We start from the raw sequence: 18064 nt of genomic DNA on the forward strand, positions 1-18064 counted from the left end.
CAACCGATGGAAAAGACATTGCCCTATTGGGTAGAGGAAAACCCGCTGGTAATCGGCATCCTGAATTTTATTCTGGATCGGCGGGACAGCCAGCTGGAGCGCGGCAAGGAAGCCCGCATTAGTTTTAGGCTGGATTTACGCGCTGGCAGTAAGCGCTGGTTGGAAGTGTTGGAGCCCCTCAGGGACCCCGATCAAGACGAGCAGGAGCTGTGGAATGAATTGCAGCATTTTGCGCGGGAATACCAGTGTTTTACGGTAAAACCGAATCCGAAAAGGCGGCCGGGCATTGCCGAGTGGCAGGGGGCCCAATTGATTTTTCGGGATGCCAGCGAGGAACAGCTGCGCCTGTGGCTCAATCGCCCCTCCCCCACCGTTCGCCAATCCGCCTGGACCAGCCTGCTGGAACCCTATGTTGATCGCTTTGAAAATCCCTCTGCTTTTCCCCTCGAAGGCTTGGAGCTCCAACCGGGGTTTGATTCCGTCGAAGAAATTATTGCTTGCTGGGTGTCCGTCGGCAAAGAGCTGATCTTTGCAGATAAAATTTCCTGGCGACAATTAGCCGCGCGCTGCTTTAAAGGGGATTCCAAATACCTGGAATTACCCAGCCGCCAATCCCTGGTGCGCAACCTCTATCCTGACCTGAGCCGTAAAATCCAGGAGCGCCAGCTTTTACTTCACGCCTACCTGCCCAGGCAATTTGAGCAGGTCATTTTCATCGAAAACCAGGACACTTTTATTAGCTTGGCGGAGCTGCAACCCAGTCGTGCAGCACTGGTTTATAGCGAGGGCTACCAGGGAGGCGCAGAGCGGATTCGCAATGGGGAGAGGGTGCGCTTCAGCACTATTAATGTGGTTGATGAAAATATCCGGCAGCAATTCCTAAGCTGGTGGCACGATGGGGAATCCCGAACGGTTCCAACATTTTTCTGGGGGGATCTGGACTATGAGGGATTGCGGATTGCTGCAGCGCTGAGAAAGAGCTTTCCCGACTTGCAGTGCTGGCGCCCGGGCTACGATCTGTTACTGCATTTTCTGCGCACGGGAAAAGCCCATGCTCCGGAGCAGGCGGAAAAGATGGGACAAAAGCTGGTGCAAGCGATTGGTTGCCAATACGCAGATAGCACTCTGTTGCCAGCAATTTCGGACAGCAATCGCTATGTGGATCAGGAGGCGGTTGAGATTGGGGAGTTGGCAGGGACATTAGTGTGAATATGTCGCTATCCGATAAATTTTAATTGTTCGTTTTTTATGGAATGGTGACTATCAAGGTGTCGGCGGGCGTTTGAACTTGTTTTTTATGCGCAATTTCTCGGAAGATAGAAAAAATTTGCTGTAAAAATGCCCCTCAGAATAACAAGTGCAGTTTCCGGAGTTTGCTATGCGTCAGTTTTCCATCCTGGTCATTTTTGCGTTGGCCTTTGGCGGCGCCGCCGTGATGTACGAGAAGGAAAGTCGTAAAGTAAAAGGCGTGTTGACCCAGATTACTGAACTTCAGGCGCAGATGGGTGATTTACAGGCGGAGATCAACCGCCTGAACAGTGAGTTGGAAACCGTGAAACTTGCGGAGCGCCGCCGCCCTAACCTGAGTGCTATGGCCAACCGTATTCGCCGCGAAGGTAGCGGCAATCCCGCACAAGTTGCGCCCAAGCCAAAAGTGGAAGACCGCTTCGAAAAGTCGCGCAACCTGATGCAATCAGACGTTACCAGCGCGCCGCCGGCTATTCAGTCGAACACTCGTAGCAACAATGATGAAAGCGAGTGGTCTCGCCCAACTGTAGATGCCGATGAGTATCGCGGTGAGACCGGTGAAGAACCCGCAGTGGTCGATCCCTACCAGTAATTTTGCTCTCTGCATATTGATTCCCTCGCCAAAGCCCGCAAAATACCTGCCTCCCGCAGGATACTGTTTTGCGGGTTTGCCAGTTTTAGCTGACACGATTTGAAATTATAAGTGGGCAAGGGGCGCTAGGTATGTCGCTGAACAAGTTTTACACCACCTTAAATGGGCAGTTGGAAGGATTGCTTTCTGGAGAGCGAGACTGGCTAGCCAACACCGCCAACGCCAGTGCGCTGTTGTTTATGGAGCTGGAGGATATCAACTGGGCCGGTTTCTATTTCCTCTACGGTGATGAATTGCGTTTGGGGCCCTTCCAGGGCAAGCCTGCCTGTACCCGGATTCCAGTGGGCGCCGGTGTTTGCGGCACTGCTGTTTCGACCGGTGAATCCCAATTGGTAGACGATGTGCATCAGTTCCCCGGCCACATCGCCTGCGATGCCGTGTCGGCCTCAGAGGTGGTGGTGCCACTGTATGATGACGCGGGTCGTTGCCTGGGAGTGCTGGATATCGATAGCCCCAGTGTGGCGCGCTTTAGCGAGGAAGACCTGGCGGGCCTACAGGAATTTGCCAGGGTATTGCTCAAGTCCTCAGACCTCCCGGCGAGCTGATGGCGCTCCTTTGGCAAAAGCAGGTTGGCGACACCTGTTACCAAGTGCGCAACCATGGCGCCAGTGTGCGCCTCTACAGCAATGGGGTTTTCCACTCTCAGTGGAATCCCCGCGATCCGCTCAAGGGCTCCCTATGGGAGTTGTTGCTGCTACCGGCATTTTTCCTCCCTGAAGAGCGCTTGAATTCGGTATTGGTGCTCGGCGTTGGTGGCGGTGCCCTGATTCGCCTTTTGCAGGCGTTCACCTCCGCCAAGCATATTGTCGGCGTAGATTTGGACCCGGTGCACCTGGATATTGCCCGTCGCTTCTTTGGCGTACGTGATGTTGAGCTGGTGTGTGCGGATGCCTGTGACTTTGTACGCGACCACTTGAAGCGACCCTCTCACGGCACTTTCGACCTGGTGATCGACGACTTATTTGGGCACTGCGACGGCGTAGCGCAGCGAGCGGTACCCGCCGATAAGTCCTGGTGCTCCAGCCTGATGCGCCTGCTTCATAAGGATGGCGTGCTGGTCAGCAACTTCGGGGATAGGCCCGAGCTACAGAACAGCGCCTGGCGCGATAAAGCTATGCGCGATCGACTCGGCGGAGCCTGGATGGCCTATATGCCCCAGTACGAGAATCATATCCTGGCAGTGAGCAGAGGAACTCTGCGCAAAGGTGAGTTGGCGGCCAGGGCCCCAGAAAAGATCAATCCCGCCAACCCCAACCGGCGCCTGGATTTCCGCATGAGCCAGCTTCGCTAATCTCGACAGCCCCCACAGAGGCGGGCTCCTAAAATCCCTGTCACTTTAATAGTGATATTCATTGGCGCCCTTTGTCACCTCGTGACTATACTCAAGGTGAGCGAAGTGTTCTGCCGGGATCGATTGATGCGGTACAAAACTGTTGAGGAAGTGATTCAGGAAGGAAGGGATTTTCATGCCAAGTTGGCGCTGCAGTACGAAGAGTATGAGCAGCTTGCCACCAATGAACGGGTCGAGTTGCTGCTGGATCAGCTGCGACGACGGGAAGATTCCATGAAGCACTCACTGGAAAATTTCCATGAAGACCTGCCCCCTGGAGCCCTACATACCTGGGTGCAATTTGCCCCGGAAGGGCGAGAGAAAGAATTTTTGCAGCGCTTGCGCGGCATTGATATTGAAGACTTGGAGCAGATTGCCAAGTTGGCCATGGATATCGAGATCTACCTGGCCGATCAATATCGGGATCTTGCCCAGGGCGCTGAAACCCCATCGGCACGGGATGCATTCGAACGATTGCGACAACTCGAAGAGTTGGAAGAGCATACGCTGTCGATGAACTTGTTTAATTTGCGCGATTACTAGCCTTTAATCCTGTTTCCAGGCGACTGCTGCCGGCCTGCGCCCCAGCTCTTAGGGGCGCAGTCGGTATACGCAAAATCCTTGCTCTTTGGTGATTAAATCCACCTGGGAAAAATAGCGGGGCCCTTTTTTCGCCAGGGGAATAAATTCATTCACCACAAAAATCGCAGTGCCGGAATCTTTGAGAATCCGCGCACTCTGTTGCAGAAAGCGATCGGTCAAATCTCCCTCCACCTGAAAGCCCTGATGGAAAGGAGGATTGCACAGTACCAGATCGGCGATTTCACTTTCCAGTTCAGAGCCTGCATCAGAGGGCACAACGATGCCTTCGACTCCCTGTTCGGTAAAATTTTTGCGGCAGGCCAATAGAGCAGCGGCGTTATTATCCGTAGCGGTAAAATGATATTTACCCAGAGCGGCTAATTGCATGCTCAGGTAGCCATAACCACAACCGAGATCAACAATACGAGAACCGTCCTGTGGCAACTCCGTCGTTAATTGCTGGGCGAGTAGGGCACTGCCTTTATCGATTTTGTTCCAGCCGAACAATCCCGGCTTGGAGTAGAGGCCGCCAAGCTCGGGCAGCTTTTGTAACTGGGCGTACTGAAGCTCACTGATTGGATTGCCGGTGTCCTCGTGAGCGACAACATTACTGCTCAGGTAGTCGTTGCCGTTTTTTTGCAAGTGCTTGGCAGTGCCCAGGCGCTCGGCCACTTTGGCGGCGTAGCTTTTGATTCCGCTTTGCTTTTCACCCAGCAGAATCAATTCGCCACCTTCACCGAGGAAGTGGGGTGCACAATCAATAATATGGTGAACTACGGCCTTCTCTTTCGAAACGGCGTAAACAATACGGCGGTATTTGCGGTCCAGTTCTTCAAAGTGGAAATCGTTGAAGAAGCTCCGCTTCACCGTATTTTCGGCGAGTTCGGCAATATCCCAGCGGTTACTGATTAAATCCCCGGCAAAATGAAACCCCTCCTGGTGTAAGAGGGGTTTGCTGTTTTCATCGGCGATCCACAGGGTTTCCTCTGGGGCCTGGATAAGTTCCTGATGTAGAAGGGCTGACATATCTTTTTTTAATTGATAGAGGCAATTTCTTCAGGGGTCAGGAGGCGGTAATCACCTTCCTGAAGTTCTTCATCCAAGATGATTTCGCCGATCTTTTCCCGGTGCAACTCCAATACCTTGTTGCCCAGGGCCGCAAACATACGCTTCACCTGATGATAGCGCCCTTCACCGATGGTGATGCGCACTTCGTTGGCAAAGAGGATCTCCAGCTTGGCGGGCTTGGTTCTCTTCTTTTCGTTATTGAGCCAGACACCCTTGGCAAGCTTGGCCACGGCATCTTCCTCAATTTTCTCGGCCAACAGAGCGTAGTAGGTCTTGTCGCAATGGTGGTTGGGGGAGGTCACTTTGTGGGACCACTGGCCGTCATCGGTAAGCAGCACCAGGCCGGTGGTATCAATATCCAGGCGCCCGGCAATATGCAGCTTTTCCTTGTTAGGCTCATCAATCAGGTCCAGCACTGTAGGGTGCTCGCCATCTTTGGTGGCACTGACATAGCCGAGGGGCTTGTTCAACATAATGTAGCGGGGCCCCGGCTCGTGCAGGGGCTCATCATCCAGGCACAACTCATCACTGACTTGTATTTTGGTGGCCGCATTGGTGACCACCTCACCATTGACGGTAATGCGCCCCGCCCAGGCGGCGCGCTTTACATCAGTGCGGGAGAGGTCGGTGACCTGGCTGACCGCTTTATCCAGACGAATCAGGTTAGCCAATTTTACGTTCACCGGAATCGACAGATTGATAGATCAGGGTATTGATGGTCATGGGACCAACACCGCCGGGTACCGGGGTGTAAGCTGCAGCGCGTTCGGTCAGCGGGCCCAGCTCGATATCGCCGACACCGCCGGGGTGATAACCGGCATCCACAACCACAGCGCCATCCTTAATCCACTCGGCCTTGATAAACTCAGGCTTGCCCACGGCGCCCACTACGATATCGGCGCGGCGGATATGCTCGGCCAGGTCTTGGGTGCGGGAGTGGCAGATAGTCACGGTGGCATTGGCATTCAACAACATGGCCGCCATCGGCTTACCCAAAATGGGGCTGCGACCCACAACCACGGCGTGTTTGCCTTCCAATTCAATATTGTAGGCTTCCAGTAGGCGCATAATTCCTTTAGGAGTCGCGCAGCCATAGGCCTCTTCACCCATTGCCATACGGCCAAAGCCCAGGCAGGTTACACCGTCTACATCTTTCTCCAGGCTGATCGCATCAAAACAAGCGCGCTCATCGATCTGCGCCGGTACCGGGTGCTGGAGCAGAATGCCGTGGACGTTGGGGTTGGTGTTGAGTTCTTCGATCTTGGCGAGCAGCTGCTCAGTGGTGGTGGAGGAGGGCAGTTCCACCTGGAGGGAGTCCATGCCGATTCGGCGGCAGGCATTGCCCTTCATCTTTACGTAAGTGGCAGAGGCGGGGTCATCACCTACCAGAATGGTCGCCAGGATTGGCGTTTGGCCACCACTCTTTTCCTTTAGTACGGCTACCCGAGCCGAGAGTTCCTCTTCAGTTTTCTGTGCCAGGGCCTTGCCGTCCAGAACCAGTGCAGACATAGATACTATCTCTAACAGTAAAAAATCGATGGCTAATAGACCGGAATCTGCTTCAGCACCTACTTTATATAGAAGGGCGGAAGCCGGCGATTTTTAAAAACGCTTACTTTTTATCCGGTCGGATTCGCGAAGTGCGCCATTTTCGCACAGGTTGGAAATAATTTCGCCACTTCTGGGCCCAGATAGGCAAAAGGATAAACTTCTTTAAAAATAATAGCTTAGAAGCGTTGACATGGGCCGGGGGTATCATTACTATGCACGCACTTCGCAGCTACAGCGACTTACACAACCACCTACGGGGCGGTTAACAGGGTCAAAGAGGTGCGAATGATTGGAAAAACGGGGCATAGCGCAGTCTGGTAGCGCGCCTGCTTTGGGAGCAGGATGTCGGGGGTTCGAATCCCTCTGCCCCGACCAATTTTCCGGGTTCACCTTGCGCCCGTAGCTCAGCTGGATAGAGCATCCGCCTTCTAAGCGGATGGTCGCAGGTTCGAGTCCTGCCGGGCGTGCCATCTTCACAAGATGGTGCTGGTTTGGCAAAAAGGACTTAGTCTGAAGCCAGATTGGCTGCAAGAGGTATCCGGCAATCAGTACTGCCACAAGGTGCTGAAGTATATCACTTTTATGGTGGCCGTAGCTCAGTTGGTAGAGCACAGGATTGTGGCTCCTGAGGTCGCGGGTTCGATCCCCGTCGGCCACCCCAGATTCTTCCTTGTTTATCAAGGACTTAAAACCCCGCCTAGTGCGGGGTTTTTTAGTTTTGGGCCTTTGAGGGGTAATTCGAGGGGGTAATTTTTACCACAATCGATTTTTCCAGCTCCTCGGATTGGACATTTATCCAGTGTCCTTTGGCGTGCCTTCCTTCCCTTTAATCCTCGCCTTGTTAAGAGAAACCACTTTATCGGCGGTGTGGTTGTAGCGCTCCATCATGCTGCGAGTCTTGTGCCCGCTGAACTCCTGCTTGTCGCCTTCGAAATCTGAGATGCCCTTAATCTTTAAATCATGAAACCGGAAGCGAGCGGGAAGGGCGCCGGCCTCATTGGCAGCTCTTTGTTCTCTGCTCCAGGTGGTGTTGAATCCGTCTCGGGTGAAGTGCTGCCCAGTTCGGCCGCGAATCAGATACATGCTTTGTGACCTGGAGGTGGTGTTGCTTTTAAGTGCCAGCTCAACCGCGTCGTGTAATCGGTCCGTCCAGAGCTTCAGTTGTTTCTTGCCGGTCTTCTGTTGGCAAATCAATAAACCTTCTTCGGTAATATCCTGCCGCTTTAATGCGAGAACATCTTGCTGGCGAGCGGCACAGAGATAGGCAATCTCCATTGCAGCTGCGTGAGCAGTATGTCCCTTGGATTCTAACCAGTTATAGAAGGCTAAATATTCTGAATCCTCGACATAGCGGCCAGCCTGCTTTTCCTTGATTGGCTTGACCGCCCTGGCTGGGTCTTCGATCGATACGAACCCGCGAGCCTTTCCCCAGCGAAAAATAATACTGAGAAATGTGCGCTCTCTGTTTGCTGCGGTAGGGTATTGCTGCCCACGTGCATCCATATACATTTGAATCACAGGTGATGTGATGGAGTCTGGCACTGCTTGGCCAAAGACGGCCTCAATTTTCTTTGCGTATCGCAGATAGTCTTTTTGCGTTTGAGGTTTAATTTCTTTGGTGTATTGAGGAGAGGCTAGATACAGCTCTATCAGGTCGGCGATGGTAAATGTTTTGCTGTGTTGGCCGCTTTCCCACAATTCGTAGGCGGTCCATACTTCGGCGCGAGTAGCGTCAGGGCCACACAGGTGCCAAGCACCTTGTCCTCGTATTTTTACCCGATAGCCGCGCGGGTAAACTTCTACCCAGCGTGGCATCCAGGCGTTCTTGGGGTTTCTTGGTCTAGCCATTGATGGCGCTCATGTTTATTCCGGCGGGTATTTGAGGTGTTTGCCCGTTGGGGCTGGTGCTGTTTATTTGCATGAGTTTAGCTTGATTGACCATCTCCCAAGTCAGGGCGGGAGAGCGGTCTTTCTTAAGTACATAGGGGATACGATTCTTATCCAGCACTCGCTTTTGCTCTTCAGCATTCTCCGCGCCAACACCAGTTAGCTTGCCTATTTCATATTTAGTTAATAGCTTGGTCATCGCATGTCTCTCGAGAGATTGATTTATAAGTTCATGCCACAAACGGATAAATCTGAACCCCTTCCACGCTCAAAACATTAGGAACGGTAATCTCCTTTGCGGATGGGGTTCCTTTGTTTTGTCTTCTTAATTCAGCTACTACGGCACGTTGAATCATTTGGAACTTATCTGATTTAACCGCAACTCTTTCGGGTTTCCGTTTTTTTAAACCCTGGAATGCAGAAAGGAATTTTTTTACTTCTGCTACTACTGCTGTAGCCTGCTTATTGAGAGGTAGTTTTGAAATTTCCATGTGAACCCCTTTAGGAGCCCTAAACTAGCAGCCCTAGCTATCTCCTAAAAAAGCGCCCCATACCAGCAGCGCAAGCCTCACGCGCTAGTAGTTGATTGAAATGTTTGGGATTGAGCCGCGAGCGATTAACTCAACAATCTTTTGCGCTGCTTTTTCTTGGAATCCTCTATCAATGAAGGCTTTTTTTGCAGCGTTGTTTATCTTGCGGCAGTGAGCCTTGTTTGCCTCCTTTAAGCGCTGCTCTTCTTCTGTTGCACGTTTTTCAGCTTCAACTCGCTGGCGCTCACGCTCCACTGCTTCACGCTTCTCTCTTTCTGCTCGCTCAGCTGCTTCCTTTGCTTGTCGCTCAGCTCTTTCTGCTGCTTCTTTTGCTTCACGCTCTGCGCGCTTTATTTCTTCAATGGCGTCCTGCTTTTCTAGCTCTGCCTGATGGCGTGCATGGTCTGCGGCTTCCTTGGCTATGCGCTCCTCATGCTCTTTGCGCTCACGCTGTTCTCGCTCTATCCGGAGCTGAGCTAATTCGGCTTGTTCTGCCTCATAGGTATTGCGTTTTTCTAGAGCTTCGCGAAGTGTTGCCAGTGAGGCTTCTTTTGTGCGAGCGGCCTGGGCTTCGAATTCTTCCCAGTCCTCACCAATTGCTACCGACTCAATAATTGAAATGCAATGTGATAGTTCCTTTGAGTCAAGATCGGAGCATTCGGAGGCGTAAAGCGCCATTTGAGAAATCTTGCTCTTATGCCCGTTGATTCGCTTCTCCTCAACTTCCTCCCAATCGGCGAGAGGCTTCCTTACCTCCGTTTTTAAATTGTCGAGATAGTCGCGCATACGCTTGCGTTCAGAATCGACCTTTTTGATTTCGGCTTTCTGGTCGGCTACTAAATCTTTCCCTAAACCATCAAGGTAGGTTTTACTGCGGGCTACCTGATGGGCAATGGAGGCAATGATTTTGCGACCCTTTGCAGTGCTGGCATCGGCAACGACAGACTTTGCTTTACTGGTAATTTCTTCCAGAACTGCATTTAATCCATTACTTGCGAAAATTTGAACCGGTTGAATATCCGGTGAGGCGATTAATTCTGTAGTCATTTTTCTATCCCTGCTAAGCGGCTTTTTGAGTTAGGTTGCTGCGATACTCCTCAACCAATTTGTCGAACTTCAATAAATCCATTTCCAGCTCGTTGATGTAGTTATCATCACGCTTCATTTTTCGAACGGTTAGAGCTTTTCCGATTTTATCCAGGGCAGGGCAGTACAAAACAAAGTGCCACCACTTGCGCCCGGTTAACCACATGCAGCCTTGAATCTGGTCTTTGAATTCGTCGAGATTTTCATCAAGCAGGATGGTTCTAAGGCGCTCAGGTGAAACTAGGCACTTATATTCGCTGCCGCCATCCTCACCAATTAAGCCGTCTGCGCTGGCTCCAAACTTGCGGTCATCAGTTAGCACCAGCCCGGTCTGCTCGATAAACATATCGATTTTGTCTTCGTGGGCTGCACGCGCTTCTGGCTCTAACTCGTTGCCGCGTTTCATTGCCCAGGTCTGAAAACCTCCATCCAAGGGTTCACCACTGATACGCTCTACAGCTAGGCGAAAGGCGTAGTCGTGAGCGGCGGCGGTGAAGTCACCTTTGTTTTTTCCGCTCTTTAAACGCTTGCGGACCTCAGAGAAATTACTGGCAGTGATGGCTCCAGCACGTTGTCGGTGCCACTCTTCAGAGCCTTGTTCGACTTTGCAGGTAATCATTGCTGCACTCCTTGTGCTCGGTTTTGAAGATGGTTCATTGCGCGGTTGTATCTGTCCGCATGTAGTTGGTTGATGGTGGCTACGCCTGCGGAAGTGCAGAACTGTTGTTCTGTAATTCCGGCAACTCGCATTGCGTTGCGGAGCTGTTGGATTTGCTGGGGGGATACGTTGTTGATGTTAGCGGGGGGCACTCCGTCCGTGTCTTCGCCTTTAATCGTGATATCCAATAGTGCGCCGTAGACATAACGCTTCCCGTAAGAGACGGAGCTACCTATTGATTGGACGTTGTTTTTACTTCCGCTACCGTCTGCTGGCAGCGTTATCTCGGTTTCTTCCCTGTGTCCTTGGTTGTGCATTAAAATTCCAGAAATACAAACGTCACGCTCTGTATTTTTTATTCTGAAACTAACTGCAAATCCGTATTTCTTTAGAAATGGTTTGCATGCTTCTTGAATATCATCAAGTTTTGCAAATTTACTGCGGACAGTTTTGTTCACAATAATTTCGCCGTTCTTGCTCACAACTGGCAGCTCTGCCTGCATCTGAGCCATTGCTGTATTGAATGCTTGCTCTGCGTTGCGGTTCATAATCCGCTCTTGCATATCCAGAAGGCGTTCCAGCTTGTCGATATCTGCTTCTGGATTTGCTGCTACACGCTCAATAACAGCGAGCATTTGTGTAGCTTCAGAAACTGGCTGAGCAGGAGCCGGCTGAGACTCCGGCTTTACTATTACTTGACTTGATTCAGACATTTGCGAATTCCCGTAATTAAAAGAGGCTAAACCTCAAGCCGCTCGGACATATCCATATTCAATTGCTAGAGGCTCCAGCTCCTCGCGGAACTCTTTTGCAACTTGCTTTGCGCATTTATCAGCAAACTTGGAGCTGAGATTTCCGGCTTCACACTGGTCTTTTTTGCTTAAAGCGAGGAGTTCGCCGAGCTTGTCTTCATCAACTTCATCCAGTGCGATTTCGAGAAAGCGCCCGTAGCAGCGAGCTTCGAGTTCGGCGAGGCGGTGAACTCCCAGAAAAATTCGGGCCATGAAGTAGTCAGCAATACCAGCCTCAACGCGCTCTACATCAGTTGCGGTTTCGTCAGGCAGAGAGTCTTGGTGATTCTCATGGGCGTTGAGAGCGTTTTCGGTGGGGGCGGTTGAGCTGGCTATGTGCATTTCCCTATCCTCTTCGAGCTTGTACCCGGGCTTGGTGGGCGCCTGTACTCCGGCGGTTTTGATTCTTGAAATTAAATATACCGCAAAGGTTTATGAAGTAAACCCAAAAGGTTTATTTTGGTTTAGATTGGCAGATATTTCATCGGAAAAGGTGAATGCGGTGGGATTAATGGGCTTGTCAGGGGGGGGTATTTCTGGTTGTGCTGAGAGGTGAAGGCAGCTTCGATATCCCCAAGATGGGCGGTTGAGCTGTATGGGACTCAAAAAGAGGGGGAGGGTATTTATTAATCTGAGAATTGCAGCTTCAGCTTGGACCTCAAGTATTTTGATCCAAGCTTGGAGTTTTGGTAGGTGAAGACCACCGTTGCTTCTTTGGCTTAAAAAAGTGTGGCGACAATGAAGTCTACAGGGACAACATCATCATTACTGCTCGCGCGAGTCGCTCCATAGGCTAACGCTATAGCCTGGGCCTTCTTGGATGAAGTAATACCCTGGAGGCCCCGTTTCTCAATTTCGGTCTCAATAGCATCGATACACTTGCGTAGCAGTTCGAGGTCAATATCGCTCGTAGTGCTAATCCCGCTACTTTCTAGCCTATCTAGCTCACCTTCTTTTAGGTTCAGCTTTTCCTCAAGATCTCTTGCTATTCGGTTGCCAATTGTTTTGGTGGCGTCTTTACCTATGAGTGAATAGAGCTGCTGCTCAGACCTATTTACCTTGCGAGCGAATTCCGCTCGATTCTTATAGTTGGTTGCTATCCGCCGGATATTGGCGCGTCTTATTTCGTTTATATCCATCTCTTTTATCAAGAACTCATCAATCTTTTCCCATGTTAGCAGGAATAACCCCCTCAAAAATCATCCTAAAAAGTTTACTTTGACGTAAAAAGTAACACCTAAAAGTTTATTGTATGGACAAAAGTAAACCTTATGGGTATATTTCAGGTATGAAAATTAACCTCTACCTCAAAAGACTGAGCCTGTCTGAGCGAGATGAGTTAGCTCAAAAGGTTGGAACTACCGGCAGATATTTGTCCCGTATTGCGTACGGCCGCATGAAGGTCCTTCCGGGCCCGAAGCTTTCGATAAAGCTGGCGGAGCAACTGAATGGTGACGTAAGCCTGGCTGAGTGTCGTCCAGATATTTGGGGGTAGTTATTTGGTTTCACTAACAGCCGAAGAGCTGAAAACAACTTTAACTCAAGGATGGTTCAGGAAATAGCAATGGAGACCAGCTTAAGAAAATGCAACTTGAGAATTAAGCAGTCGGACTTCAATCAACTTAAGTCCAGGGCGACGGAATTGGGTATCGGCCATGAGCAGCTTTTACGAATCATGGTTGAAGCATGTTTGCCTGTCTACGTTGCTCAGACTCAGGCAGATTTAAAAGAAGCCCTTACGAGTATGGCGGTCCTCTCTAAGGTCCGCGCGTTTTAGAAAGATCTAAATTCCCTGCTGTAGAAGTGCCATAAAAAATAAAACGGTTCACACATCAAGAGCAAAAGAAAGGGGCATTGTATGTCTAATAAAACTTCTAATGCGCTAACTCAAAATGAGCCGCGTAAAACAATTCCTGCCCAGCTGCCGAAAAATTACAGTGAATTACAAGTAGACGAAAGTCGGCGCCAGCAGATGGCTCAGTTGTGTGGTGATGTTGTCGACTCAGTTTTTAATCCTCAGAGAGTCTCAGAGACTCCCTCTGACTTTATTGAAGTGAAGGAGAGTTAGCCGTGAGCGCTGAGGCCACTTTCTGGGCATGGCAGCAGGGCGTGAAGTCTACGCACAAGTTAGTGCTGCTATCTCTTGCCAATTGCCACAATGAGGCAAACGGGCAGTGCAATCCATCCATTGCGTACATTGCTCAAGCTACTGGCCTCAACCGCAAAACCGTAATTTCTGCAATGGAGCAGTTGGAAGAATCTAGCCTGATTATTCGCCTCAAATCGAGCGGCTCCAGCAATCAATTCACTTTGAATTTTGGCCAAATCACCAGTACCAAAAACGGTACTAGTCCCAAAAAAGGACCAGGCCCAAAAACGGACAAAACCAGTACCAAAAACGGGACTGGACCAGTACCAAAAACGGACCACGAATCTAAAAAGAAACTAAAAGAACCTAAAAATATTAATAGGGGATTGGATTTTTCATCTTGGCCAACTGAGCCTGGGAAGGAAGTTCTGGAGGACTGGAAAAAAGTTTGCAAGGCGCCGCTAACTCAAACCGCTGTCAACCAGATTGCTAAGCAGTTTCACCTAGCCAGCCAACACGGCTACAGCGTTGACCACTGTCTTGCCATTTGCTGTGAGCGAGGTTGGCGAGGATTCCAATTCCAGTGGCTGCTAAATCACGAGAACCAAGGACAGCAGCCGCACGCTCAATCCATGCAGCAGGGGCGGACCCGAGACCGATCTGTGACCGAAATACTCACTGATACCAACTGGTAAACCTAGAACCATCAAGGAGTGATACCCATGACCGTAGCAACCATTCCAGAAGCTCTTCAGCGGATTTCAACCACTGAGCCCTGCAGCCCGCTAGCAGTATTCCGCACTAAGCGAGACGACCAAGTGAATGTGATGTTTGCAAACACCATCCGCACCCAGCAGCGCATCAAGTGGGGCGATATCAACTACCTGGGTAGCTTTCACAAGGAGAGCTTGAGCGAGGCCCGCCAGCGGCTTCAAGACTACTCAGAAAGTATGCGAGAAGTCGCGTGAGGAATGAGCCAGCCCCAACCAAAGCAGTTTTCTATCTGGAGCTATTTCTCTGGGTGGTGGCGGTTGGCTCAGGTGTTTGGTTTTTGGTTGGGTTGGAGTAAGGCAGATGGCAGAAGAGCTAATCCGTGATGAATTCAGTAAGTCACGCTTGATTCAGTTCATTGAGAGCTTGGACCTGGAAGGTAGGCCTTGGCTGTTCAAGTGGAATCAACACAACCCCAACAGTTGGCCGATGAAGAAAACTTGGCGGATGTGGATGAGCGAAACAGCCGAATGGATGGCAGCGAGAGGTGCAACCATGCCTCTCTGCATGAAAGGAGGTAAGCCGTATGGGCAGCGCCCATTCAATGCTCAAGACGCGCACGAGTTATTTGTCAGTCAGCATGTAGGGCTTGATGCAAATGGCGAGCGCTACAAGACCGCCAGTGGTGACAAGGGGGTGATGCTCCAGATGATGGACCAGCACCTAGCCTGGGCAACCGAGCGGGGATTATTTCTAACCGTGCCAGGGGAAGGTGAATTCATGAAGCTAAAGCAGAGGGGAGAACAATGAGCAGAATTCGCAAGTCTGCCAGAGGTGAAGATTGCACCTTGAGGTTGTTTCCACACTGCAACAGCAATCCTGAAACGGTAGTGCTTTGCCATCTGCCAAGCAATGCAGGTCTAGCCCGCAAATCTCCTGATTGGTGGGGTGTGTACGGCTGTAGCAGCTGCCATGACGTTATTGATGGCCGGAGCAAGACGGACATCTCAAAGGCTGAGGTGGAGCGTAGCAAGCTTAGAGCGCTATACGAAACCCAAAGCAAGATGCGGGAAAAGGGATTGATAAAGGAGTAACTAATGCCTAGCTGGGGAAACACAGAACTAACTCGCAACCAGCAGAGCGCCTTGTTCGAGCCATCTCCGTGCGACACGTGTAAGCAAAGGGATAGGTGTGCAGTAGAAGAGCTTGCTTGTGGTGATTACTTACGCTGGCAAGACACAGGCAAAGTGAGGTATCGAGACAGAGAACCCACATCAAAGATATTCCAAAAAATCTTCAAGGTGAATCAATGAATTTTCACTCAGCTCGACAGGCTTGGCATGATGCGTTCGATACGGCCACTCAACAATCTGATTATGCGGCAATGTTGGGTGGGCAGACGGTGCGAAGTAGGGGGCCGAAGCATTACATCGATGAAATTCGGAATGAAGATGGAAAAGTTACTGCTCGTTTGGCAGGTCAGACTGTTTATGCAACTGAAACCAGGGTGGGAAAGGGCAGTAGTGGCCGAATTATGGATGCCTGTGAAAAGGGATTGGTACAGCATGCCATTGCGAAGCTGAGAGAAACTGATGAGCTGGCTTACTGTTGGGGGATGGCTGCTTATGCACCGCCGGGGAATCGGTATAAGGAGCGGGCTTATCTTCTGAATTACATGATGAAGAAGTTTTATAGCTGGGGTGAGCCTCATGCCCCATTGAAAGCTGGGCAGTTGGCCTTATTTTGTATCCATTCTTTTACTTTACGTGATGTAACGGGTAGGAGAGTTGATCTTCGTCAAGCGCGGCAGGTATTGGGGTGTGATAAAGAAGATTGGGCGCGAGATTGGCGTAGGGTTTGGGCGCGTCTGGGACGATTACTAGATGATCTTCCTGAACGAGCACTACTTCCAGTAAGTCAAATCTTAAATCAATATCAAGAAAAATTGTTTGGATAGAGTTTCTTTTTGTCGGTGATCCACTAATGGCCTGTACCCTTGTTCATATTTGTATTCAAGTTCATGGTATCCTGCCCTTTTTATTTGGTTGCTAGTAAGAGTATTTCAATGAGTAAGAAATTGATTTTTTTTAAAGGTTAACAATCAGAGGGAAAGGGTTTTTGACTACCTGCGAGAACATTTGCCCAGTGTTGATCAAGCGTTTATTTCATTTCAGATTGACGGCACAATAAGAAATCTTGTTGGAGAAAGGGCGGGAAATTAGGGGCTCTAATGGCTGATGACAAAATAGTTTTTGTGTGGGGTTGGTTGTGAAGTTGGAGAATGATTTTTCATTAGTTTTCTGAGGTTGGAGATGAAGTACGAAGAGCGGATAGTTGCATTTATTGATATTTTAGGTTTTAAAGACTTACTTGGAGAGACGGTAAAAAAAGATGAAGCTCATAGTCAAAATGCAATTGATAAAATTTTAGGTGCATACAAATTAATTCGAAAAGTACTGGATCTTGATGATCAGAATGTTGATGATGCAAGACAGGTCACATTATTTTCTGACTGTATTGTGGTTTCCTTCAGGTGGGTAGAGGAGGGTGAGCTATACTGGACTATTTCAATCATTCAAAACTTGCTGTTAGAGTTGGTGGGCAAGGGTATTTTGTGCAGGGGTGGGATAGTCAAGGGTAAGTGTATTCATACAGATGAATATCTTTTTGGTCCTGCTTTGGTGGAAGCTTATGCACTTGAGTCCAGCGCGGCGAATTATCCAAGAGTGGTTTTGGAGCAAAAAATTATAGAATTGGGTGTTGAATATAGAAGTAGCTGGAATTCTCCTAAAGATGAGCGCGATTTTCTTACATCTTTCCTTGGGCAAGATTCAGATGGCTTGTACTACATTGACTATTTTTATAGTGCAATTGAGGAGTTAGATGATTCAGTCGTTACTTTTCCTCATTATGCCCAGAACTTATATGAGGTTATTGCTCTAGGGTTAAAGAATTCTAGTCATTATTCGAAAGTTTCTATCCGAGTGAAGTACTTGTGGATGGCGAAACGCTATAATGAAATGATAAAAAAACTGCGTAGTGAGATTTCCGCATGTAAGTTAAGGCGTGATGGGCATTCTGATGTGGCTGATGCATATGAAGCTTTGAGCCTTTTTGAATTGTAAGGTTTTGTATCTTTCAGAGTAAAGCTTTGTATGTAGTGTCCTTGTTTGGTGTGTTGTTTAGTATTCGTTGTAAGCCCTTGACTTTCTATGTGTCAGAACTGTACAAATACCCCATGCCAGGATAATTATGCAGCTTCCCAGCGAAGCTCTCTGAAGCCCGTTTAATACGGGCTTTTTCATTTCTGCTCTCAAAAAGATTCTTTGGTTTTGGAGTCTTGCGGGTGTAGCTCCATCGTTGATTTATAGTGGATACTTAAGCATAGTAGGAGTTCTTGCTAAGTATCATGTCGCTGGCGCGACTATAGCTTTAATGAAAAGAAACTATATGTATGAAAGCCTCCAGGACTTGCTTGGAGATCTGTGTGTTGATTATGGGTTTTGCCTATCCCACCCATTCTGGGAGGCAATTTCATCACAAAAGCAATATTCGGCTGATGCGTTTGTTCGTGATGTCTTCATTGCTGATAGACCGGGCCCTAAGGATAGAGAGATATTCGGCCCAGTAATCAGGAATCTGTTCATAGATAAGTTTGGCGCTGAGGCTTATTTCTGGAATCGGAAGTTTCAGGCTAGGCCAGGTAAGCGTATATCCATGAAGGAAAAAGACATCATATTGCTAGAGTTTGCAAGACGAGAGCGCTCTATAAATAGAAGAAACCCCAAGGCTGACCAGCTCAGGGCTAGATACAGAGGTTTGGTCGGACTTAAGCAGGGTAGAAAAAGGCCCATAGACTATGATTTAGGTTCTGGGTAGTA

At 49.5% G+C, this 18064-nt stretch carries 25 protein-coding genes and 3 tRNA genes; 17 read left to right on the top strand and 11 right to left on the bottom strand.

Features of this window, described 5'->3' with window-relative positions; all coding sequences use genetic code 11:
• Window positions 1–6: 6 nt before the first annotated feature.
• The 5 genes from ACYX4J_RS07105 (at window position 7) to ACYX4J_RS07125 (ending at window position 3773) form a co-directional block, all read left to right on the top strand.
• Window positions 7–1209 carry a Wadjet anti-phage system protein JetD domain-containing protein gene (locus ACYX4J_RS07105; RefSeq protein WP_476178186.1) on the top strand — a complete coding sequence of 401 codons (1203 nt, stop codon included), beginning with the start codon at window positions 7–9 and terminating at the stop codon, window positions 1207–1209.
• Between the two features lie 169 nt (window positions 1210–1378).
• The gene (locus ACYX4J_RS07110; protein WP_444897771.1) at window positions 1379–1840 is read left to right on the top strand and encodes a 6TM ABC transporter family protein; all 462 of its coding nucleotides are present in this window, start codon (window positions 1379–1381) and stop codon (window positions 1838–1840) included.
• A gap of 131 nt (window positions 1841–1971) precedes the next feature.
• Window positions 1972–2445 (top strand): GAF domain-containing protein, encoded by a 474-nt coding sequence (locus ACYX4J_RS07115; RefSeq protein ID WP_413662523.1) that lies wholly within the window; start codon window positions 1972–1974, stop codon window positions 2443–2445.
• Window positions 2445–3191: a spermidine synthase gene (locus tag ACYX4J_RS07120; protein ID WP_444914167.1), complete on the top strand. Its 747-nt coding sequence runs from the start codon at window positions 2445–2447 to the stop codon at window positions 3189–3191. The genes ACYX4J_RS07115 and ACYX4J_RS07120 overlap by 1 nt, the downstream gene beginning before the upstream one ends.
• 126 nt (window positions 3192–3317) lie before the next feature.
• On the top strand, window positions 3318–3773 hold the full coding sequence (locus ACYX4J_RS07125; RefSeq protein WP_444897768.1) for a hypothetical protein: 456 nt from the start codon (window positions 3318–3320) through the stop codon (window positions 3771–3773).
• 48 nt (window positions 3774–3821) lie between these two features.
• Here ACYX4J_RS07125 and ACYX4J_RS07130 read toward each other — a convergent pair whose 3' ends face one another.
• From ACYX4J_RS07130 to folD, 3 genes are read right to left on the bottom strand one after another with little or no spacing between them, the layout of a single operon-like run.
• Window positions 3822–4838: a class I SAM-dependent methyltransferase gene (locus ACYX4J_RS07130; protein ID WP_476178187.1), complete on the bottom strand. Its 1017-nt coding sequence runs from the start codon at window positions 4836–4838 to the stop codon at window positions 3822–3824.
• Window positions 4839–4846: 8 nt separating this feature from the next.
• Window positions 4847–5551 carry a 16S rRNA pseudouridine(516) synthase RsuA gene (gene rsuA, locus ACYX4J_RS07135; protein WP_282932200.1) on the bottom strand — a complete coding sequence of 235 codons (705 nt, stop codon included), beginning with the start codon at window positions 5549–5551 and terminating at the stop codon, window positions 4847–4849.
• Window positions 5544–6389, bottom strand: coding sequence for a bifunctional methylenetetrahydrofolate dehydrogenase/methenyltetrahydrofolate cyclohydrolase FolD (folD, locus tag ACYX4J_RS07140; RefSeq protein ID WP_108733712.1), 846 nt, complete (start codon window positions 6387–6389; stop codon window positions 5544–5546). The genes rsuA and folD overlap by 8 nt, the downstream gene beginning before the upstream one ends.
• 340 nt (window positions 6390–6729) lie before the next feature.
• Here folD and ACYX4J_RS07145 point away from each other — a divergent pair.
• From ACYX4J_RS07145 to ACYX4J_RS07155, 3 genes are all read left to right on the top strand, one after another.
• A tRNA-Pro gene (locus ACYX4J_RS07145) sits at window positions 6730–6806 on the top strand.
• A gap of 18 nt (window positions 6807–6824) precedes the next feature.
• Window positions 6825–6901: transfer RNA gene (locus tag ACYX4J_RS07150), tRNA-Arg, on the top strand.
• Window positions 6902–7016: 115 nt separating this feature from the next.
• Window positions 7017–7092: transfer RNA gene (locus ACYX4J_RS07155), tRNA-His, on the top strand.
• Between the two features lie 131 nt (window positions 7093–7223).
• Here ACYX4J_RS07155 and ACYX4J_RS07160 read toward each other — a convergent pair.
• The 8 genes from ACYX4J_RS07160 to ACYX4J_RS07195 form a co-directional block, all read right to left on the bottom strand.
• Window positions 7224–8279, bottom strand: coding sequence for a tyrosine-type recombinase/integrase (locus ACYX4J_RS07160; protein WP_476178188.1), 1056 nt, complete (start codon window positions 8277–8279; stop codon window positions 7224–7226).
• The gene (locus ACYX4J_RS07165) at window positions 8272–8517 is read right to left on the bottom strand and encodes a hypothetical protein (RefSeq protein WP_476178189.1); all 246 of its coding nucleotides are present in this window, start codon (window positions 8515–8517) and stop codon (window positions 8272–8274) included. The genes ACYX4J_RS07160 and ACYX4J_RS07165 overlap by 8 nt, the downstream gene beginning before the upstream one ends.
• Window positions 8518–8548: 31 nt before the next feature.
• Window positions 8549–8809, bottom strand: coding sequence for a hypothetical protein (locus ACYX4J_RS07170; protein WP_476178190.1), 261 nt, complete (start codon window positions 8807–8809; stop codon window positions 8549–8551).
• An 84-nt stretch (window positions 8810–8893) separates the two neighbouring features.
• Window positions 8894–9895 (bottom strand): hypothetical protein, encoded by a 1002-nt coding sequence (locus tag ACYX4J_RS07175; protein WP_476178191.1) that lies wholly within the window; start codon window positions 9893–9895, stop codon window positions 8894–8896.
• Window positions 9896–9908: 13 nt separating this feature from the next.
• A complete protein-coding gene (locus ACYX4J_RS07180; RefSeq protein WP_476178192.1) occupies window positions 9909–10553 on the bottom strand; it encodes a lambda exonuclease family protein in 645 nt (214 codons plus the stop codon).
• The gene (locus ACYX4J_RS07185; protein WP_476178193.1) at window positions 10550–11305 is read right to left on the bottom strand and encodes an ERF family protein; all 756 of its coding nucleotides are present in this window, start codon (window positions 11303–11305) and stop codon (window positions 10550–10552) included. Before ACYX4J_RS07185 ends, ACYX4J_RS07180 begins: the two co-directional genes overlap by 4 nt.
• 33 nt (window positions 11306–11338) lie before the next feature.
• The gene (locus tag ACYX4J_RS07190) at window positions 11339–11725 is read right to left on the bottom strand and encodes a hypothetical protein (RefSeq protein ID WP_476178194.1); all 387 of its coding nucleotides are present in this window, start codon (window positions 11723–11725) and stop codon (window positions 11339–11341) included.
• A gap of 377 nt (window positions 11726–12102) precedes the next feature.
• Window positions 12103–12522: a hypothetical protein gene (locus ACYX4J_RS07195; RefSeq protein ID WP_476178195.1), complete on the bottom strand. Its 420-nt coding sequence runs from the start codon at window positions 12520–12522 to the stop codon at window positions 12103–12105.
• A gap of 149 nt (window positions 12523–12671) precedes the next feature.
• On the opposite strand from ACYX4J_RS07195, the gene ACYX4J_RS07200 reads away from it, so the two are divergent.
• The 9 genes from ACYX4J_RS07200 to ACYX4J_RS07240 all read left to right on the top strand — a co-directional run bounded on the left by ACYX4J_RS07200 (window position 12672) and on the right by ACYX4J_RS07240 (window position 18062).
• Complete coding sequence (locus ACYX4J_RS07200; RefSeq protein WP_476178196.1) at window positions 12672–12878, top strand: helix-turn-helix domain-containing protein; 207 nt, start codon at window positions 12672–12674, stop codon at window positions 12876–12878.
• A gap of 363 nt (window positions 12879–13241) precedes the next feature.
• Window positions 13242–13451 (top strand): hypothetical protein, encoded by a 210-nt coding sequence (locus ACYX4J_RS07205; protein WP_476178197.1) that lies wholly within the window; start codon window positions 13242–13244, stop codon window positions 13449–13451.
• Window positions 13452–13453: 2 nt separating this feature from the next.
• The gene (locus ACYX4J_RS07210; RefSeq protein ID WP_476178198.1) at window positions 13454–14167 is read left to right on the top strand and encodes a helix-turn-helix domain-containing protein; all 714 of its coding nucleotides are present in this window, start codon (window positions 13454–13456) and stop codon (window positions 14165–14167) included.
• A 27-nt stretch (window positions 14168–14194) separates the two neighbouring features.
• Window positions 14195–14440 carry a hypothetical protein gene (locus ACYX4J_RS07215; protein ID WP_476178199.1) on the top strand — a complete coding sequence of 82 codons (246 nt, stop codon included), beginning with the start codon at window positions 14195–14197 and terminating at the stop codon, window positions 14438–14440.
• Between the two features lie 106 nt (window positions 14441–14546).
• On the top strand, window positions 14547–14993 hold the full coding sequence (locus ACYX4J_RS07220; protein WP_476178200.1) for a NinB/YbcN family protein: 447 nt from the start codon (window positions 14547–14549) through the stop codon (window positions 14991–14993).
• Complete coding sequence (locus tag ACYX4J_RS07225; RefSeq protein ID WP_282952963.1) at window positions 14990–15277, top strand: nuclease domain-containing protein; 288 nt, start codon at window positions 14990–14992, stop codon at window positions 15275–15277. Before ACYX4J_RS07220 ends, ACYX4J_RS07225 begins: the two co-directional genes overlap by 4 nt.
• A gap of 215 nt (window positions 15278–15492) precedes the next feature.
• Window positions 15493–16140 (top strand): hypothetical protein, encoded by a 648-nt coding sequence (locus ACYX4J_RS07230; RefSeq protein WP_476178201.1) that lies wholly within the window; start codon window positions 15493–15495, stop codon window positions 16138–16140.
• 355 nt (window positions 16141–16495) lie between these two features.
• On the top strand, window positions 16496–17308 hold the full coding sequence (locus ACYX4J_RS07235) for a hypothetical protein (RefSeq protein WP_476178202.1): 813 nt from the start codon (window positions 16496–16498) through the stop codon (window positions 17306–17308).
• A 325-nt stretch (window positions 17309–17633) separates the two neighbouring features.
• Window positions 17634–18062 carry a hypothetical protein gene (locus ACYX4J_RS07240; RefSeq protein WP_476178203.1) on the top strand — a complete coding sequence of 143 codons (429 nt, stop codon included), beginning with the start codon at window positions 17634–17636 and terminating at the stop codon, window positions 18060–18062.
• Window positions 18063–18064: the final 2 nt, after the last annotated feature.

This window comes from Microbulbifer sp. ABM4_008, assembly GCF_056311705.1.

Coding starts and splice junctions, on each gene's coding strand:
- ACYX4J_RS07105 (WP_476178186.1), top strand. CDS start 7: ATGGAAAAGACATTGCCCTATTGGGTAGAGGAAAACCCGCTGGTAATC.
- ACYX4J_RS07110 (WP_444897771.1), top strand. CDS start 1,379: ATGCGTCAGTTTTCCATCCTGGTCATTTTTGCGTTGGCCTTTGGCGGC.
- ACYX4J_RS07115 (WP_413662523.1), top strand. CDS start 1,972: ATGTCGCTGAACAAGTTTTACACCACCTTAAATGGGCAGTTGGAAGGA.
- ACYX4J_RS07120 (WP_444914167.1), top strand. CDS start 2,445: ATGGCGCTCCTTTGGCAAAAGCAGGTTGGCGACACCTGTTACCAAGTG.
- ACYX4J_RS07125 (WP_444897768.1), top strand. CDS start 3,318: ATGCGGTACAAAACTGTTGAGGAAGTGATTCAGGAAGGAAGGGATTTT.
- ACYX4J_RS07130 (WP_476178187.1), bottom strand. CDS start 4,838: ATGTCAGCCCTTCTACATCAGGAACTTATCCAGGCCCCAGAGGAAACC.
- folD (WP_108733712.1), bottom strand. CDS start 6,389: ATGTCTGCACTGGTTCTGGACGGCAAGGCCCTGGCACAGAAAACTGAA.
- ACYX4J_RS07160 (WP_476178188.1), bottom strand. CDS start 8,279: ATGGCTAGACCAAGAAACCCCAAGAACGCCTGGATGCCACGCTGGGTA.
- ACYX4J_RS07165 (WP_476178189.1), bottom strand. CDS start 8,517: ATGACCAAGCTATTAACTAAATATGAAATAGGCAAGCTAACTGGTGTT.
- ACYX4J_RS07170 (WP_476178190.1), bottom strand. CDS start 8,809: ATGGAAATTTCAAAACTACCTCTCAATAAGCAGGCTACAGCAGTAGTA.
- ACYX4J_RS07175 (WP_476178191.1), bottom strand. CDS start 9,895: ATGACTACAGAATTAATCGCCTCACCGGATATTCAACCGGTTCAAATT.
- ACYX4J_RS07180 (WP_476178192.1), bottom strand. CDS start 10,553: ATGATTACCTGCAAAGTCGAACAAGGCTCTGAAGAGTGGCACCGACAA.
- ACYX4J_RS07185 (WP_476178193.1), bottom strand. CDS start 11,305: ATGTCTGAATCAAGTCAAGTAATAGTAAAGCCGGAGTCTCAGCCGGCT.
- ACYX4J_RS07190 (WP_476178194.1), bottom strand. CDS start 11,725: ATGCACATAGCCAGCTCAACCGCCCCCACCGAAAACGCTCTCAACGCC.
- ACYX4J_RS07195 (WP_476178195.1), bottom strand. CDS start 12,522: ATGGATATAAACGAAATAAGACGCGCCAATATCCGGCGGATAGCAACC.
- ACYX4J_RS07200 (WP_476178196.1), top strand. CDS start 12,672: ATGAAAATTAACCTCTACCTCAAAAGACTGAGCCTGTCTGAGCGAGAT.
- ACYX4J_RS07205 (WP_476178197.1), top strand. CDS start 13,242: ATGTCTAATAAAACTTCTAATGCGCTAACTCAAAATGAGCCGCGTAAA.
- ACYX4J_RS07215 (WP_476178199.1), top strand. CDS start 14,195: ATGACCGTAGCAACCATTCCAGAAGCTCTTCAGCGGATTTCAACCACT.
- ACYX4J_RS07220 (WP_476178200.1), top strand. CDS start 14,547: ATGGCAGAAGAGCTAATCCGTGATGAATTCAGTAAGTCACGCTTGATT.
- ACYX4J_RS07225 (WP_282952963.1), top strand. CDS start 14,990: ATGAGCAGAATTCGCAAGTCTGCCAGAGGTGAAGATTGCACCTTGAGG.
- ACYX4J_RS07230 (WP_476178201.1), top strand. CDS start 15,493: ATGAATTTTCACTCAGCTCGACAGGCTTGGCATGATGCGTTCGATACG.
- ACYX4J_RS07235 (WP_476178202.1), top strand. CDS start 16,496: ATGAAGTACGAAGAGCGGATAGTTGCATTTATTGATATTTTAGGTTTT.
- ACYX4J_RS07240 (WP_476178203.1), top strand. CDS start 17,634: ATGTATGAAAGCCTCCAGGACTTGCTTGGAGATCTGTGTGTTGATTAT.